Source organism: Streptomyces sp. V3I8, from assembly GCF_030817535.1.
Lineage (GTDB): Bacteria > Actinomycetota > Actinomycetes > Streptomycetales > Streptomycetaceae > Streptomyces.
This window is the reverse complement of sequence record NZ_JAUSZL010000002.1, coordinates 5,564,806-5,581,681: the sequence shown is the minus strand read 5'-3', so window position 1 is coordinate 5,581,681 and position 16,876 is coordinate 5,564,806. Positions and strand designations below refer to the sequence as shown.

Sequence of the window (16,876 nt, the reverse complement as noted above, 5' to 3'; positions counted from 1 at the left end):
CGTACCGCAGGTGCGGTACGCGGTACGCGGTACGCGAAGGGTTGTCGGGCGGGTGCGGGTTCGTCGTGGCCGGTCGCGCCGTTCCCCGCGCCCCTTAAAGATTGCGCAGTTCCCCGCGCCCCTTGAAGATTGCGCCGTTCCCCGCGCCCCTTGAAGATTGCGCCGTTCCCCGCGCCCCTGGAAGACGAAAGACTGCGCCGTTCCCCGCGTCCCTGGTGGGGTGGGTCAGTGGTGGTGGGGGAAGCCCAGGTCCACGCCCGACGGGGTTTCCGACGGGTCCGGCCAGCGGGTGGTGACGACCTTGCCGCGGGTGTAGAAGTGCGTGCCGTCGTTGCCGTAGATGTGGTGGTCCCCGAACAGCGAGTCCTTCCAGCCGCCGAAGGAGTGGTAGCCCACCGGGACCGGGATCGGCACGTTCACGCCGACCATGCCCGCCTCGATCTCCAGCTGGAAGCGGCGGGCGGCGCCGCCGTCGCGGGTGAAGATCGCGGTGCCGTTGCCGAAGGGCGAGGCGTTGATGAGGGCCACCCCCTCGTCGTACGTGCCGACGCGCAGCACGCACAGCACCGGGCCGAAGATCTCGTCCCGGTAGGCGTCCGAGTCGACCGGCACCCGGTCGAGCAGCGAGAGGCCGATCCAGTGGCCGTTCTCGTGGCCCTCGACCGTCAGGCCCGTGCCGTCGAGGACGACCTCGGAGCCCTGCGCGGCGGCGCCCGTCACGTACGAGGCGACCTTGTCGCGGTGGGCCGCGGTGATCAGCGGGCCCATCTCGGAGGCCGGGTCGTCGCCGGGACCGATCCTGATCTTCTCGGCGCGCTCGCGGATCCTCGCGACCAGCTCGTCGCCGATCGCGCCGACCGCGACGACGGCCGAGACGGCCATGCAGCGCTCACCGGCCGAACCGTAGGCGGCGGAGACGGCCGCGTCCGCCGCCGCGTCCAGGTCGGCGTCGGGGAGGACCAGCATGTGGTTCTTGGCGCCGCCGAGGGCCTGGACGCGCTTGCCGTGGGCGGAGGCGGTGGTGTGGATGTACCGGGCGACCGGGGTCGAGCCGACGAAGGAGACCGCTTTGACGTCCGGGTGCTCCAGGAGCCGGTCCACGGCCACCTTGTCGCCGTGGACGACGTTGAGGACGCCGTCCGGCAGGCCCGCCTGCGTGAACAGCTCGGCCAGCCGGACGGCCGCCGACGGGTCCTTCTCGCTCGGCTTGAGCACGAAGGTGTTGCCGCACGCGATCGCCAGCGGGAACATCCACATCGGCACCATCGCCGGGAAGTTGAACGGCGTGATGCCGGCGACGACCCCGAGCGGCTGGCGGATCGAGGCCACGTCGACGCGCGAGGCCACCTCGGTCGACAGCTCGCCCTTGAGCTGCACGGTGATCCCGCACGCCAGGTCGACGATCTCCAGGCCGCGCGCGACCTCGCCGAGCGCGTCCGAGTGCACCTTGCCGTGCTCGGCGGTGATCAGCGCGGCGATCTCGTCGCGGTGGGCGTCGAGCAGCGCGCGGAACGCGAAGAGGATCGCGGACCGCCTGGCGAGCGAGGAGGTGCCCCAGGTGGCGTAGGCGCCCTTCGCGGCGGCGACCGCGGCGTCCACCTCCCCGGCGCCCGCGAGGGCGACCCGCGTGGTGACGGCGCCGGTCGCGGGGTCGGTGACCGGCCCGTACGAACCCGATGTGCCTTCGACGGTCCTGCCGCCGATCCAGTGGTCGACGGTCTTCGTCACACCGGAGGTCCTGTCAGACGTCATGCCGGAGAACTCCTTCACAGATGGCGGCGACGGGTGGAGGCCAGCCGTTCGTACAGCTCGCGTGCCCTGACCGCCGACGGCCGGGTCGCGGTCTCGGCCACGGGAACATCCCACCAGGCCTGCGCCGGGGGCGCGCCCGACACTGTGTCTGCCGTTTCGGTCTCCACGTAGACACATGTGGGAGTGTCGGCGGCCCGCGCCTGCGCGAGGGCCGTCCGCAGGTCGTCCACGGTCTTGGCGCGCAGCACCCGCATGCCGAGGCTCGCCGCGTTGGCGGCCAGGTCGACCGGGAGCGGGCGCCCCGTGTACCTGCCGTCCTCGGACCGGTGGCGGTAGGCGGTGGCGAACCGCTCGCCGCCGACCGCCTCGGAGAGGCCGCCGATGGAGGCGTACCCGTGGTTCTGCAGGATGACGACCTTGATCGCGATGCCCTCCTGGACGGCGGTGACGATCTCGGTGGGCATCATCAGGTACGTGCCGTCGCCGACCAGCGCCCACACGGGCCGGTCCGGGGCCGCGAGGCTCACGCCGATCGCGGCCGGGATCTCGTAGCCCATGCAGGAGTAGCCGTACTCGACGTGGTACTGGTCGCGGGACCGGGCGCGCCACAGTTTGTGCAGGTCGCCGGGGAGGGAGCCGGCCGCGTTGATCAGGATGTCCTCGCCGGTGACCAGTTGGTCGAGGGCGCCGAGGACCTGCGGCTGGGTGGGGCGCGTGTAGGGGTCCTCCGCCTCGAACGCGGCGTCGACGCGGTGCTCCCAGCGCTCCTTGTCGTCGGTGTACTCGGTGACGTACGCGGACCCGACCCGGTGGCCCAGCGGGGCGAGGGCCGCGGTGAGGGCCTGAAGCGCCGTGCGGGCGTCCGCGACCAGGGGCCGTCCGGCGAGCTTGTGGCCGTCGGAGGAGGCGATGTTGATGTTCAGGAAGCGGACGCCGGGGGCGGCGAAGAGGGTGCCGGAGGCGGTGGTGAAGTCGGTGTAGCGGGTGCCGACGCCTATCACCAGGTCGGCGGTGCGGGCGAGTTCGCAGGCGGTCGCCGTGCCGGTGTGCCCGATGCCGCCGACGTCCGCCGGGTGGTCCCAGGTGAGCGAGCCCTTGCCGGCCTGGGTGGAGGCGACCGGGATGCGGGTGAGGTCGGCGAAGTCCCGCAGCGCGTCCTCGGCCTCGCTGTGGTGGACGCCGCCGCCCGCGACGACCAGGGGGCGGCGGGCCTCGCGCAGGAGCCGTACCGCCGCGGCCAGTTCGCCGGGGTCGGCGACCGGACGGCGTACGGTCCAGACGCGCTCGGCGAAGAACTCGTCGGGCCAGTCGAAGGCCTCCGCCTGCACGTCCTGCGGGAGCGCGAGGGTGACGGCGCCGGTGTCCAGCGGGTCGGCGAGCACGCGCATCGCCTTGAGCGCGGCCGGGACCAGGGCCTCGGGGCGGGTGATCCGGTCGAAGTACTTCGACACCGGGCGCAGGCAGTCGTTGACCGACACGTCGCCCGGGTACGGGACTTCGAGCTGCTGGAGGACCGGGTCGGCGGGGCGGGTCGCGAAGACGTCACCCGGCAGGAGGAGCACCGGCAGGCGGTTGACGGTGGCGAGGGCGGCGCCCGTGACGAGGTTGGTGGCGCCGGGGCCGATGGACGTGGTGACGGCCTGCGCGGAGAGGCGGTTGCTCTGGCGCGCGAAGCCGACGGCCGCGTGCACCATGGCCTGTTCGTTGCGGCCCTGGTGGTACGGCATGTCGTCGGCGTACTCCAGGAGCGCCTGCCCGAGCCCGGCGACGTTGCCGTGCCCGAAGATGCCCCAGGTGGCATCGACCAGGCGGCGGCGCACGCCGTCGCGCTCGGTGTACTGGGCGGCCAGGAACCGCACCAGTGCCTGCGCGACGGTCAGCCTTGTCGTCGTTGGCCTCGGCTCTGTCATCGGTAGCCCTCTGTGCTCTCTGCGTGTCACGGGTGGAACCACGGGTGAAAGCCGATTCCGCCACGTCATACGTCCGAACGGGCCCGGCGTCTCTACGGCCGGCCCACCGATCCGTCGTACGCACCCGGCGCCGGGACACACCGGCACCGGGTGGGGGACCTCCGGCGCGGAGCCGTAGCGGGCGGGGAGTCGTCGCTCGCACTTCGCTCCTGCCAGGGCGAAGCGGCGTACCGCGCCGGAGGCGTTCTGTGCCCGGGCCTCGCGGGGCGCGCGCGGAGTCGGGTGACTCCGGCGAACGCGCTCGCCCTGCCCGGGAGTTCAAGCACTTTGCCCTCTTTGTTCCCCTCTGTGCGTACCGTACGCGCCGTACCACCGCCGTCGCGCAGGCGCGTCGGGACCTCGGCACAGGAGGACCGGCGGTGGCGGGGGCGGGGTCGGCCGCCGGGAGCCCCTCCGTACCGGTCGACCCTAGGTCTAGTCCCGCTCACAGAGCCCTGTCAATTGGTTGTCCGGACATTCGGACCAACCCTTGACACCTCTCCCCGGCCGCCCCGAAGCTGACGCCCATGACGTCGTTGCCACCGCAGTCATCGCCCCAGTCATCGCCCGCATCCTCACTGTCGCGCATCCGGATCGGTTCGGCGCCCGACTCCTGGGGTGTGTGGTTCCCCGACGATCCCCGGCAGGTCCCCTGGGAACGCTTCCTCGACGAGGTCGCCGAGTCCGGCTACGAGTGGATCGAACTGGGCCCGTACGGCTACCTGCCGAGCGAGCCGGCCGTCCTCGCGGACGAGACCGCGCGCCGGAACCTCCAGGTCTCGGCCGGCACGGTCTTCACCGGGCTGCACCACGGGCCGGACGTGTGGGACAAGACCTGGGAGCACGTCTCGGACATCGCCGCGCTCACCCAGGCCATGGGCGCCGAACACCTCGTCGTCATCCCCTCGTTCTGGCGCGACGACAAGACGGGCGAGGTGCTGGAGCCGGACACCCTCACCGCCGAGCAGTGGCGCCACCTGACGGGTCAGACCGAGCGGCTCGGGCGCGAGGTGCGCGAGCGGTACGGGCTGAAGATCGTCGTCCACCCGCACGCGGACACGCACATCGACAGCGAGGAGAACGTGACGCGGTTCCTCGACGGCACGGACTCCTCCCTCGTGTCGCTGTGCCTGGACACCGGGCACTACGCCTACTGCGGCGGGGACAGCGTCAAGCTCATCGAGACGTACGGGGAGCGGATCGGATACCTGCACCTCAAGCAGGTGGACCCGGAGATCCTCGCCGACGTGCGGGCGAACGGGGTGCCCTTCGGGCCCGCGGTGGGGCGGGGCGTGATGTGCGAGCCGCCCGCGGGGGTGCCGGCCCTCGAGCCCGTGCTCGCCGCCGCGCAGAAGCTGGACGTCGAGCTGTTCGCGATCGTCGAGCAGGACATGTACCCGTGCCCGCCGGACAAGCCGTTCCCGATCGCACGGCGGACCCGGGCGTTCCTCCGCTCCTGCGGGGCGTAGGCGTTCCACCGGGCCGAACCGGGGGCGCGTTCGTTCGCCGACGGCCGGCGGGGGCCGGTCGCGCCGTTCCCGGTGCCCCTCACGGGGCTCTCCGTGGGGCCCGATGCGTCACTCGTGTCACAAGTGACCTCGTTCCGTCACATCTGTCTCGTGTACGCGGGTTCTGCGTCACACCCGGGAGACAGGGGCTACCGGGTCGTCACGGTGCGTCGTTCACCGAGCACAGGCTTGTGATCACCAGCGCAGCGCCCGGCTCCCCCGACGGCCACCCCCGGCCGCGCCGCGGCGCGCGCGGGGAGGTGCTACTGATGACCGACCGGAAGCTCTGGTCCTACAAGGAGATCGCGGCGCACATCAAGGTGCAGCCGGACACGGTGCGGTCCTACCGCAAGCACGGACTGCTGCCCCCGCCCGACCACGTGGAGGGCGGCAAGCCCTACTGGTACGCCGACACCGTCCGCACCTGGGTCGCCTCCCGGCCCGGCAACAGGGGGCGCGGGGGCCGCTGACCGCGCCGCGGTCACGACCGGCCCGGAGCGGGCCCCGTGACCCCGTACCGGAAGTGGGTCCCGCACCTCGCGTGCGGGACCCACCGTCATGTCCGGGCGGGTTCCGCGACCCTCACGCCCAGGGTTCGACGACCGTGACGCCCGCTCCCGGCGCCGTGCCCGTCGCCGCCAGCGCGGCCGGGGCCGCCGCCAGCGGGATCGTGGACGTCACCAGGAGGTCGGGGCGCAGCAGTCCGGCCCGTACGGACTCCAGCATCGGCGGGTAGGCGTGCGCGGCCATCCCGTGGCTGCCGAGGAGTTCGAGTTCCAGGGCGACGACCCGGGACATCGGTACCGCCGGGTCCTGGGGCAGCAGGCCCACCTGGACGTGCCGGCCGCGGCGGCGCAGGCTGCCGACCGAGGCCGCGCAGGTGCCGGGCGAGCCGAGGGCGTCCAGCGAGAGGTGGGCGCCGCCGCCGGTCAGCTCGCGGACCGCCGCCGCCGTGTCCTCGACCCGGGACGCGTCCACGCGGTGCGCGGCGCCGAACCGCCGCGCCAGGTCGAGGGCCCGGGGCGAGAGGTCGACGGCGACGACCCGCGCCCCGGCGGCCGCGGCGATCATCACCGCGGACAGCCCGACCCCGCCGCAGCCGTGCACGGCCACCCACTCCCCCGGCGCCACCCCTCCCCGGGCGACGACCGCGCGGAACGCCGTGGCGAACCGGCAGCCGAGCGCCGCGGCCGTACCGAAGGACAGCTCGTCCGGGACGGCGACGAGGTTGACGTCGGCGTGGTCCAGGGCGACGTACTCGGCGAAGGAGCCCCAGTGCGTGAAGCCGGGCTGGGTCTGCCGCTCGCACACCTGCTGGTCGCCCGCCGCGCAGGAGGCGCAGGTTCCGCAGGCGCAGACGAAGGGCACGGTGACGCGGTCGCCGGGGCGCCAGCCGGTGACCAGGGCGCCCACCGCCTCGACGGTTCCGGCGAGTTCGTGGCCCGGCACGTGCGGCAGCACGATGTCCGGGTCGTGCCCCTGCCAGCCGTGCCAGTCGCTGCGGCACAGGCCGGTGGCCCCCACCCGCACCACCACCCCGTGCGGCGCGGGTGCCGGATCCGGCACCTCCCGCACCCCGGCCCGCTCTCCGAACCGCTCGAACACCACTGCCCGCATGTCCTTCACCCCTCCACCGCCGTCAACTCTTTGGAAAGTACCCCCTAGGGGTATACCCTGCACAGGGTGAAGGCGCATGGGTCACCCGTGTCCCGCGCCACGCACGCCCCACACGTCTCGACGAGGAGCAACGACATGACCGCCCACACCGACACCCCCGGCTCCGTCACCACCGTCTACCAGGTGAGCGGGATGAGCTGCGGACACTGTGAAGGCTCGGTCTCCGGCGAGATCTCGGAGATCGCCGGTGTCACCTCCGTGAAGGCCGTCGCCTCCACCGGCGAGGTGACCGTGGTCTCCACCGCCCCGCTCGACGTCGAGACCGTGCGCGCCGCCGTCGACGAGGCGGGCTTCGAGCTCGCCGGTCAGGCCTGACCCACGTCTTTCCACCGCACGGGGCCGTACCGACCAGCTGATACTGGTTCCGTACGGCCCTGTTCGTTCTCTGGAGCACGGACATGAAGAGCATCACCGCAGCAACCGCAGCAACCACCGGGGCCGAGGGGGCCGGCGCGGTCTCGCAGGTCGAGCTGGCCGTCGGCGGGATGACCTGCGCCTCCTGCGCGGCCCGGGTCGAGAAGAAGCTCAACCGCATGGACGGTGTCACCGCCACGGTGAACTACGCGACGCAGAAGGCGAAGGTGGCGTACGCGGACGGGGTGCGGGTCGACGACCTGATCGCCACCGTGGTGAGGACGGGGTACACCGCGGCGGAGCCCCCGCCGCCGCAGCCGTCGACGGCCTCCGGCGCCGGCGAGGACCCGGCGACCGCGCGGCCCGACCCCGAACTGGCCGCGCTGCGCGAACGCCTCCTCGTCTGCGTCCTCCTCGCCGCACCCGTCGTGCTGCTGTCGATGGTTCCGGCGCTGCAGTTCGACAACTGGCAGTGGCTGGCGCTCACCCTCGCCGCGCCGGTCGTCGTCTGGGGCGGACTGCCCTTCCACCGGGCCGCGTTCACGAACGCCCGGCACGGCGCCGCCACCATGGACACGCTCGTCTCCACGGGCACGCTGGCCGCGTTCGGCTGGTCCCTGTGGGCGCTGTTCGGCGGTGACGCGGGCATGGAGGGCATGCGGGACGAGGGTTTCTCCCTGACCGTCTCGCGCGCGCAGGGCTCCTCGTCGATCTACCTCGAAGTGGCCGCCGGGGTGGTGGCCCTCATCCTCCTGGGCCGCTACCTGGAGGCCCGCTCCAAGCGGCGGGCGGGCGCGGCCCTGCGCTCCCTGATGGAACTGGGCGCGAAGGACGTCACCGTCGTACGGGACGGCCGTGAGGTCCGCGTGCCGGTGGCCGCGCTGGCCGTGGGCGACCGCTTCGTCGTACGGCCCGGTGAGAAGGTCGCGACCGACGGGACCGTCGTCGAGGGGGTTTCGGCGGTCGACGCGTCCATGCTGACGGGCGAGTCGGTGCCGGTGGACGTGACGGTGGGTTCGGCCGTCACCGGGGCGACCGTGAACGCCGGCGGGCGGCTGCTCGTCGAGGCGACCCGGGTCGGCGCCGACACGCAACTCGCCCGGATGGCGCGGCTGGTGGAGGACGCCCAGAACGGCAAGGCGCGGGTGCAGCGCCTCGCCGACCGGATCTCCGGGATCTTCGTACCCGTCGTGCTGCTGATCGCGGCCGGCACCTTCGGGGGCTGGCTCGGCGTCACCGGCGACACGGCCGCCGCCTTCACCGCGGCCGTCGCCGTGCTGATCATCGCCTGTCCGTGCGCCCTGGGCCTCGCCACCCCGACCGCCCTCATGGTCGGCACCGGCCGCGGCGCCCAGCTCGGCATCCTCATCAAGGGCCCCGAAGTCCTGGAGTCCACGCGCCGCGTCGACACGGTCGTCCTGGACAAGACCGGCACGGTCACGACCGGCCGCATGACCCTCCAGGAGGTGTACGCGGCCGACGGCACCGGGGAGGACCGGATGCTGCGGCTCGCGGGGGCCCTGGAGCACGCCTCGGAGCATCCGGTGGCCCGGGCCGTCGCCGCGGGCGCCGAGGAGCGGATCGGGGCCCTGCCGGCCGTACAGGGCTTCGAGAACCTGCCCGGGCTCGGTGTCCGCGGCACGGTCGAAGGCCACGCGGTGCTCGTGGGCCGGGCGCGCCTCCTGGCGGACGCCGGGATCACGCTGCCCGGCGAACTGGCCGCGCGCACGGAGCGGGCCGAGCGGGAGGGGCGTACCGCCGTGGCCGTCGCCTGGGACGGCGCGGCGCACGGCGTCGTGACCGTCGCCGACGCGGTCAAGGAGACCAGCGCGGAGGCGGTCCGCGCGCTGCGCGCCCTGGGGCTCACCCCGATGCTGCTGACCGGGGACAACCGCAGCGTCGCCGAGTCCGTGGCCCGCAGTGTCGGCATCGGCACGGCCGACGTGATCGCCGAGGTGCTGCCCGAGGAGAAGGTCGCCGTGATCGAGCGGCTCCGCGCCGGGGGGCGGACCGTGGCGATGGTGGGCGACGGCGTCAACGACGCGGCCGCGCTCGCCACCGCCGATCTGGGCCTGGCGATGGGCACGGGGACGGACGCGGCGATCGAGGCGAGCGATCTGACGCTCGTCCGCGGGGACCTGCGGGCTGCCGCGGACGCGATCCGGCTGTCCCGCAGGACCCTCTCCACGATCAAGGGGAACCTCGTGTGGGCCTTCGGCTACAACGTGGCTGCCCTGCCGCTCGCCGCGGCGGGACTGCTGAACCCGATGATCGCGGGCGCCGCCATGGCGTTCTCCTCCGTGTTCGTGGTGACGAACAGCCTTCGGCTCAGGGCATTTTCATGACGCATTTTCATGATGAAGAGGCAGGAGTCCCCTAGAGTCCGGCACACGTCTTCACATAAGCTCTTCACAAGGCTCGCGCATCATCCTTACGCTGAGGCCCCGATAGTCATATCGGGTCTCTTGCGCATCTTCAGGACATGAGCGAGAGACGCAGGTCACACTGATGTCAACGTAACCATCTAAGGGGTTCGTGAGTCTAGATTGGCGATGTCAGAGACGTCTTGGGGGGCGAATCTGACATCTGGGGACGTCTTGGGGGATGTTCTCGGAATTGCGTTGCCGGGACACGTACGGCGGGGAGCTTTGAGCGGCCCTCCCGTACGTACGGGTCCCGGCAGACCGCACCGCAGCGATTCAGGCGCTGCCTTCGACGCCCGGCCGGATCCCGTGGGGGGAATCCGCACCGGGACATGGGAAGGCGCCCCGACTCCGGCCCGTGGGGGGACCGGCAGCGGGGCGCCTTCTTAATTTCTTCTTCTGCTGCTGTCGCTTCGGCCGGCCTTCAGCGGCCCCGCGCCCCTCAGGGGCGCGGGGAACTGTGCGACCGGCCGCAGCGGACCCGCGGACGAGGACCTGCCGCCGAGGAGCGGAGTGCTACCGCTGCTCGACCGGCGTGAAGTCCCGCTCGACCACACCGGTGTAGATCTGCCGCGGACGGCCGATCCGCGATCCCGGCTCCTTGATCATCTCGTGCCACTGGGCGATCCAGCCCGGCAGCCGGCCGAGGGCGAACAGGACCGTGAACATCTCGGTCGGGAAGCCCATGGCCCGGTAGATCAGACCGGTGTAGAAGTCGACGTTCGGGTAGAGGTTGCGCGAGACGAAGTAGTCGTCGGAGAGCGCGTGCTCCTCCAGCTTGAGCGCGATGTCCAGCAGCTCGTCGGACTTGCCGAGGGCCGAGAGGACGTCGTGCGCCGCAGCCTTGATGATCTTCGCGCGCGGGTCGAAGGACTTGTACACCCGGTGGCCGAAGCCCATCAGGCGGACGCCGTCCTCCTTGTTCTTCACCTTGCGGATGAAGGAGTCCACATCGCCGCCGTTGGCCTGGATGCCTTCCAGCATCTCCAGGACCGACTGGTTGGCGCCGCCGTGCAGGGGGCCCCACAGGGCGCTGATGCCGGCGGAGATCGAGGCGAACATGTTCGCCTGCGACGAGCCCACCAGACGCACGGTGGAGGTCGAACAGTTCTGCTCGTGGTCCGCGTGCAGGATGAGCAGCTTGTCGAGCGCGGAGACGACGACCGGGTCGAGCTCGTACTCCTGCGCCGGGACCGAGAAGGTCATGCGCAGGAAGTTCTCGACGTAGCCCAGGTCGTTGCGCGGGTAGACGAAGGGGTGGCCGATCGACTTCTTGTACGCGTACGCGGCGATCGTCGGAAGCTTGGCGAGCAGCCGGATCGTCGAGAGGTGGCGCTGCTCCTCGTCGAACGGGTTGTGGCTGTCCTGGTAGAACGTCGACAGCGCGGAGACGACCGACGACAGCATGGCCATCGGGTGGGCGTCGCGGGGGAAGCCCTGGAAGAACCGCTTGACGTCCTCGTGCAGCAGGGTGTGCTGCGTGATCTCGGTCTGGAAGGTGGAGAGCTCGTCGACCGTGGGCAGTTCGCCGTTGATCAGCAGGGAGGCCACCTCGAGGAAGGTGGAGCTCTCCGCGAGCTGCTCGATCGGGTACCCGCGGTAGCGGAGGATGCCCTGCTCGCCGTCGAGATAGGTGATGGCGGATTTATAGGCGGCGGTGTTCCCGTAACCGCTGTCCAGCGTCACCAGACCGGTCTGGGCGCGGAGCTTCCCGATGTCGAAGCCCTTGTCGCCGACGGTGCTGTCGATCACCGGGTAGGTGTACTCGCCGTCGCCGTACCGCAGTACTACAGAGTTGTCGCTCACGTCATCCCTCACCGACGTTGTGCCTCTTCTTCGAGGTGCCCTGACTGTCTCTACCATCCCCCATTTGGCGCAGGAGAGTGCACTCGGGGTCGACCATTGGGCCTATGGGCGGCACTCAGTGCCGCCAACCTGTTCATCCTGCCCGCTCCGTCCGCCTTCCGAAAGTCCGGTGTGACGTTTCCGACTCGTTTGATCGATCATTTTTCACCGCGGGGGGTGGGGGCGGGGTTGCGCGGTTGCCCGCGCCCCTGGGGGCAGGGTCGCGCTTGTCAGTCGACCGCGCGCCGTCCTGGGCCGAGCGCGCAGTTCCCCGCGCCCCTGACGGGGCGGGGTTGCGCGCCGTTCCTCGCGCTCCCGGGGCGGGGGCTGGGCGCGGGCGGGTTTTTAGGGGCGCGGGGAACTGCGCGATCAGCCCCCACCGGGCCCGCACCGGTCCACTCGGCTCGGGCACCGGCACCGGCACCCGCCCTTCAGGGCCGCGGGGCTCAAGCCGGTGGGCGGGTGCCGGCCAGGCGGAAGTCCAGGGCCGTGCAGCGCCGCCCCGCGGAGACCGTACGGACCGCCTGGGCCAGCGCCTTGCGCGAGCCCACCAGCACCACCAGCCTCTTCGCCCGCGTGACGGCCGTGTACAGGAGGTTGCGCTGGAGCATCATCCAGGCACTCGTGGTGACCGGGATGACGACGGCCGGATACTCGCTCCCCTGCGAGCGGTGGATCGTCACCGCGTACGCGTGCGCGAGCTCGTCCAGTTCGTCGAACTCGTACGGCACCTCCTCGTCCTCGTCCGTCAGGACCGTCAGCCGCTGCTCGTCGAGGTTCAGCGAGGTCACCACCCCCACCGTGCCGTTGAAGACCCCGTTCTCGCCCTTCTCGTAGTTGTTGCGGATCTGGGTGACCTTGTCGCCCACCCGGAACACGCGGCCGCCGAACCGCTTCTCGGGGAGGTCGGGCCGGGCCGGTGTGACGGCCTGCTGGAGCAGGCCGTTCAGCGCCGCCGCGCCCGCCGGGCCGCGGTGCATCGGGGCCAGCACCTGGACGTCCCGGCGCGGGTCCAGCCCGAACTTGGCCGGGATGCGCCGCGCCGCCACGTCCACCGTGAGCCGCCCCGCCTCCTCCGTCTCGTCCTCCACGAAGAGGAAGAAGTCCTTGAGGTCGTCCGTCACGGGCTGCCGCCCCGCGTTGATCCGGTGGGCGTTCATGACGACCCCCGACTGCTGGGCCTGCCGGAAGACCCGGGTCAGCCGGACCGCCGGCACCGGCCCGCCCTCGGCCAGCAGATCCCGCAGCACCTCCCCCGCCCCGACGCTCGGCAGCTGGTCCACGTCCCCCACGAAGAGCAGGTGCGCGCCCGGCGGCACCGCCTTCACCAGCTTGTTGGCGAGCAGCAGGTCCAGCATCGACGCCTCGTCCACCACCACCAGGTCGGCGTCGAGCGGACGGTCCTTGTCGTACGCCGCGTCGCCCCCCGGCCGCAGCTCCAGCAGCCGGTGCACGGTCGAGGCCTGCGCGCCGGTCAGCTCGGCGAGCCGCTTGGCGGCCCGGCCGGTCGGCGCCGCCAGCACCACCTTCGCCTTCCTGGCCCTGGCCAGCTCGACGATGGAGCGGACCGTGAAGGACTTGCCGCAGCCGGGCCCGCCGGTCAGCACCGCGACCTTCTCGGTGAGGGCGAGCCGGACGGCCTGCTCCTGCTCGGGGGCCAGCTCCGTCCCCGTACGCCCCTTGAGCCAGGTCAGCGCCTTGTCCCAGGCCACATCCCGGAATCCGGGCATCCGGTCCTGCTCGGTGCGCAGGAGCCGCAGCAGCTGGGCGGACAGGGACAGCTCGGCCCGGTGGAAGGGGACGAGGTAGACGGCCGTCACCGGCTCCCCGCCGTCCGGGCCCGGCACCCGCTCCCGTACGACCCCCGGGTCCTCGCCCTCCTCGGCGGGCGCCGCCAGTTCCGCGAGGCACTCGATGACCAGACCGGTGTCCACCTGGAGCAGTTTGACCGCGTCCGCGATCAGGCGTTCCTCCGGGAGGAAGCAGTGGCCCTGGTCGGTGGACTGCGAAAGGGCGTACTGCAGACCGGCCTTGACCCGCTCGGGGCTGTCGTGCGGGATGCCCACGGACTGGGCGATCTTGTCGGCGGTGAGGAAGCCGATGCCCCAGACGTCGGACGCGAGGCGGTAGGGCTGGTTCTTGACCACCGAGATCGACGCGTCGCCGTACTTCTTGTAGATGCGGACCGCGATCGACGTGGACACCTCGACGGTCTGGAGGAAGAGCATGACCTCCTTGATCGCCTTCTGCTCCTCCCAGGCCTCGGCGATCTTCTTGGTGCGCTTGGGACCGAGCCCCGGCACCTCGATCAGCCGCTTGGGTTCCTCCTCGATGATCTGCAGGGTGTCCAGCCCGAAGTGCGTCGTGATGCGGTCGGCGAAGACCGGGCCGATGCCCTTGACCAGGCCGGACCCGAGGTAGCGGCGGATGCCCTGGACCGTGGCGGGCAGCACGGTCGTGTAGTTCTCCACGGTGAACTGCTTGCCGTACTGCTGGTGGGAGCCCCAGCGGCCCTCCATCCGCAGCGACTCGCCCACCTGGGCACCGAGCAGCGCGCCGACGACGGTGAGCAGGTCACCGCCGCCGCGGCCGGTGTCGACCCGCGCGACGGTGTATCCGTTCTCCTCGTTGGCGTACGTGATTCTCTCGAGCACGCCTTCGAGAACGGCCAGGTTCCGCTCCCCGCTCCCCGCTTGGGCCCCCGCTCGCGCCCCCACCTGATTGGACATGATCCGACGCTACCGCCCGGGTCCGACACCGGGGGCGCGTGGGCCACGACAACCGTCCGTCGGGCGCAGGGAGCGCCCTCCGCCCGAGCCGTCGGGCACGGCGCGGTGATCCGCGCCGGCCGTCACGGCCGGTTCAGGACGCGTTCCCGTGCCGGCGGGGAGACTGCTGACGCGTGCGGTCGACGGTGTCCACCACCTGGGCCGGCGCCTTGGGGTCCGCGATCCAGCCCGACTCGGAGGAGCTGCCCTTCGAGAGGTACTTCGCCGCGATGTACACGACCACCAGCACGTTCTTGTAACTGAAGCCTTCGGCCACCCCCGTGTCCGTGGTGAACTCCGGGAGCTGGCCGCCGTGACCCACCTGGGCCTGGCTGCTCGCACGGTCCGGGGCGGTGACGTTGCTGTCTGCCGTCCGCCCGCCCGCGCTTCCCTTGCTCATCATGCTTCTGGCGGTGGACGCCGAGGTGCCGCGCCAGAGGTAGACGCCGTGTTCGGACTGCGCCTCCACCAGGCTGGCGACGGTCGAGTAGTCCGTGGGAGGCGTCAGGTGCGCGGCCACCGTGTCGAAGTTGTCGTCGTCCGAGTCGTAGTTGTCGCTGTCCGGGTCCCGATCCGTCTTGGTGGTCGCGTACTGGGCCCGCTGCACCGGCGTCTCCCCGCCGGCCGACGCGGTCGTCGTGGCCGCCTCGTCCGACCGCGCCCGCTGGACGGCGGGGGCGGCCTGGGACATGACGCGAGAGGCGTTGGCCTCGGCGGCCCGCTCGAAGCGGTCACCCGGGTCGCTGACCTTCAGGCCACCGGCCCCGACGGTTCCGTCGACCGGACCCGAGCGCTGCTGGATCACGTGCGTCAGCTCATGGGCGAGGGTCAGGTCGTCGCCACCGCCCCTGCCGACGACGACGTGGTTGCCCGAGGTCCAGGCCTTGGCCCCGAGTTCGGCGGTGGAACGCTGCGCCACCGCGTCGGTGTGCACCCTGACGTCCGTGAAGTCGGCCCCCAGCCGCCCTTCCATCTCCACCCGCTTGCCGGGTTCGAGCGGACTTCCGGCGGAACGCAGGACCTCGTCGGCCGAGGAACGCTGCACCGGCTGGTGACCGCAGCCGTCACCGTGCTCGTGTTCCTCCGTGGATCGCTGCACCGCCAGCATCTTCGCCACGGCGGCGTTGCCCGCGGCGCGCTGCAGCGCCGGGACGTCGGCGGCGGACCGGTGGCCCCCCGCACCGGCGCCGAACGGCGTCCGGGAGGCCGTCCGAGGCAGCAGCTTCGGCGGATTCCTGTGGTCGTGCCGCGTATCGGCCTTTTCGCTGTAATGCATCGTTGAGCCCTCTCGGCAATTTTCGCGCTACTGAACCACGCCCGGCCAGGGTGTGAAACCGTCCGGCCCGGACTCTGCACTCCCGTGCAGGGTTCCTGCCTCTACAGGCACCCGCCGACACGGACGGAACATGGTGGTGCACGGGCGGAACACGCCGGTTCAGCCCGCCTTGCGCGCCACGCCTCCGTAGAAGCCGATCTCGCCGGACCGGGCCGGCGGCGGGCCGTCCGGGCGCCAGAACGGGACCTGGGCCAGGCCCGGCTCGACCAGTTCGAAGCCCTCGAAGAGCCGTTCGACCTCGGCGCGGGACCGCAGGTTCAGCGTGGCGGTTGCCTTGTTGTAGACGGCCTGGGCGTCGTTGCGGTCCGCGAAGTCGCCCGTGGCGTGCGAGAGCACCAGGAAACTCCCGGCCGGCAGCGCGTCGCGCAGTGTGGCGACGACCTGCCCGGGCTCCTCCGCGTCGGTGAGGAAGTGGACGATGGCGACGAGAAGCACGGCGACCGGCTCGTCGAAGTCGATGACCCGGCGGACGTCGGGGTGGTCCACGACGGCCCGCGGGTCGCGCAGATCGGCGAGCACGATGCTGTTCGCGCCGGAACCGCTGAGCAGCGCGTCGGCGTGGACCCGCACGATCGGGTCGTTGTCGACGTACGCGACGCGCACGTCCGGGGCCACCTCGCGGGCGATCTCGTGCACGTTCGGCGAGGTGGGCAGTCCGGTGCCGATGTCGAGGATCTGGCGGACACCGCTGCCGACGACGAACCGGACGGCCCGCCGCAGGAAGTCGCGGTTGGCGCGCAGACCGATCCGCACCTCGGGTGCGACGGCGGCGAGCGCGTCGCCGGCCCGCTGGTCCACCTCGTAGTTGTCCTTGCCGCCCAGCAGGTAGTCGTAGATCCGGGCGGGGTGCGGCCTGCTGGTGTCGATCCTCCCGGCCCTCTCGGCACGGAAGCCGTCCTGACTCACGCTGCGCTCCTCTCGACCGCCGCCACGGCTTTCGCCCGCGACCGGCTGGGGACAGCCTCCCACGGCAACTGCTCTGCCATGGACCGTAGTTGCCACCGTCCACGGTCCACCGGGCACCGGCCACCGCGCGTCCGCGGCGGCTGCCCCTGGTGCCGGCCGGTGCGTCGACGAGGAACAGGCTCCGACCGGAGTCCTGCCCGACGGCCATCGGCCCGTCCGGGTGCCGCACCGCGTCCGGGACCGGCTCCGACATCAACGGCCCGGCGGCGTCGACGCATCCGGCCACGCAGCCGCAGCCGCCCGTAGCCGCAGCCGCAGCCGCAGTCGCAGTCGACGAACGCGGTGCGCAAAGCCGGCA

At 71.9% G+C, this 16,876-nt stretch carries 11 protein-coding genes; 4 read left to right on the top strand and 7 right to left on the bottom strand.

What is annotated here, in order from left to right; all coding sequences use genetic code 11:
- Positions 1-225 precede the first annotated feature (225 nt).
- Both mmsA and iolD read right to left on the bottom strand, forming a co-directional pair.
- Positions 226-1,728, bottom strand: coding sequence for a CoA-acylating methylmalonate-semialdehyde dehydrogenase (gene mmsA / locus QFZ75_RS24815; RefSeq protein ID WP_307544760.1), 1,503 nt, complete (start codon positions 1,726-1,728; stop codon positions 226-228).
- A 38-nt stretch (positions 1,729-1,766) separates the two neighbouring features.
- Positions 1,767-3,662, bottom strand: a complete 1,896-nt coding sequence (iolD, locus tag QFZ75_RS24810; RefSeq protein ID WP_307540251.1) for a 3D-(3,5/4)-trihydroxycyclohexane-1,2-dione acylhydrolase (decyclizing) — start codon at positions 3,660-3,662, stop codon at positions 1,767-1,769.
- A 566-nt stretch (positions 3,663-4,228) separates the two neighbouring features.
- Here iolD and QFZ75_RS24805 point away from each other — a divergent pair.
- Both QFZ75_RS24805 and QFZ75_RS24800 read left to right on the top strand, forming a co-directional pair.
- On the top strand, positions 4,229-5,170 hold the full coding sequence (locus QFZ75_RS24805; RefSeq protein WP_307540249.1) for a sugar phosphate isomerase/epimerase: 942 nt from the start codon (positions 4,229-4,231) through the stop codon (positions 5,168-5,170).
- A gap of 308 nt (positions 5,171-5,478) precedes the next feature.
- Positions 5,479-5,679 carry an AlpA family transcriptional regulator gene (locus QFZ75_RS24800; RefSeq protein ID WP_307540248.1) on the top strand — a complete coding sequence of 67 codons (201 nt, stop codon included), beginning with the start codon at positions 5,479-5,481 and terminating at the stop codon, positions 5,677-5,679.
- Between the two features lie 112 nt (positions 5,680-5,791).
- Here the strand turns inward: QFZ75_RS24800 and QFZ75_RS24795 are convergent, their stop codons facing one another.
- Positions 5,792-6,826: a zinc-dependent alcohol dehydrogenase family protein gene (locus tag QFZ75_RS24795; RefSeq protein WP_307540247.1), complete on the bottom strand. Its 1,035-nt coding sequence runs from the start codon at positions 6,824-6,826 to the stop codon at positions 5,792-5,794.
- Positions 6,827-6,961: 135 nt separating this feature from the next.
- On the opposite strand from QFZ75_RS24795, the gene QFZ75_RS24790 reads away from it, so the two are divergent.
- A complete protein-coding gene (locus QFZ75_RS24790; protein WP_307540246.1) occupies positions 6,962-7,201 on the top strand; it encodes a heavy-metal-associated domain-containing protein in 240 nt (79 codons plus the stop codon).
- Positions 7,202-7,284: 83 nt separating this feature from the next.
- On the top strand, positions 7,285-9,585 hold the full coding sequence (locus QFZ75_RS24785) for a cation-translocating P-type ATPase (RefSeq protein ID WP_307540245.1): 2,301 nt from the start codon (positions 7,285-7,287) through the stop codon (positions 9,583-9,585).
- Between the two features lie 594 nt (positions 9,586-10,179).
- Here QFZ75_RS24785 and QFZ75_RS24780 read toward each other — a convergent pair.
- From QFZ75_RS24780 to QFZ75_RS24765, 4 genes are all read right to left on the bottom strand, one after another.
- The gene (locus QFZ75_RS24780) at positions 10,180-11,469 is read right to left on the bottom strand and encodes a citrate synthase (protein WP_307540243.1); all 1,290 of its coding nucleotides are present in this window, start codon (positions 11,467-11,469) and stop codon (positions 10,180-10,182) included.
- 485 nt (positions 11,470-11,954) lie between these two features.
- Positions 11,955-14,237: an ATP-dependent RecD-like DNA helicase gene (locus tag QFZ75_RS24775; protein ID WP_307540241.1), complete on the bottom strand. Its 2,283-nt coding sequence runs from the start codon at positions 14,235-14,237 to the stop codon at positions 11,955-11,957.
- A gap of 133 nt (positions 14,238-14,370) precedes the next feature.
- The gene (locus QFZ75_RS24770) at positions 14,371-15,552 is read right to left on the bottom strand and encodes a DUF4157 domain-containing protein (RefSeq protein ID WP_307540239.1); all 1,182 of its coding nucleotides are present in this window, start codon (positions 15,550-15,552) and stop codon (positions 14,371-14,373) included.
- 159 nt (positions 15,553-15,711) lie between these two features.
- On the bottom strand, positions 15,712-16,518 hold the full coding sequence (locus QFZ75_RS24765; RefSeq protein WP_307540238.1) for an SAM-dependent methyltransferase: 807 nt from the start codon (positions 16,516-16,518) through the stop codon (positions 15,712-15,714).
- Positions 16,519-16,876 lie beyond the last annotated feature (358 nt).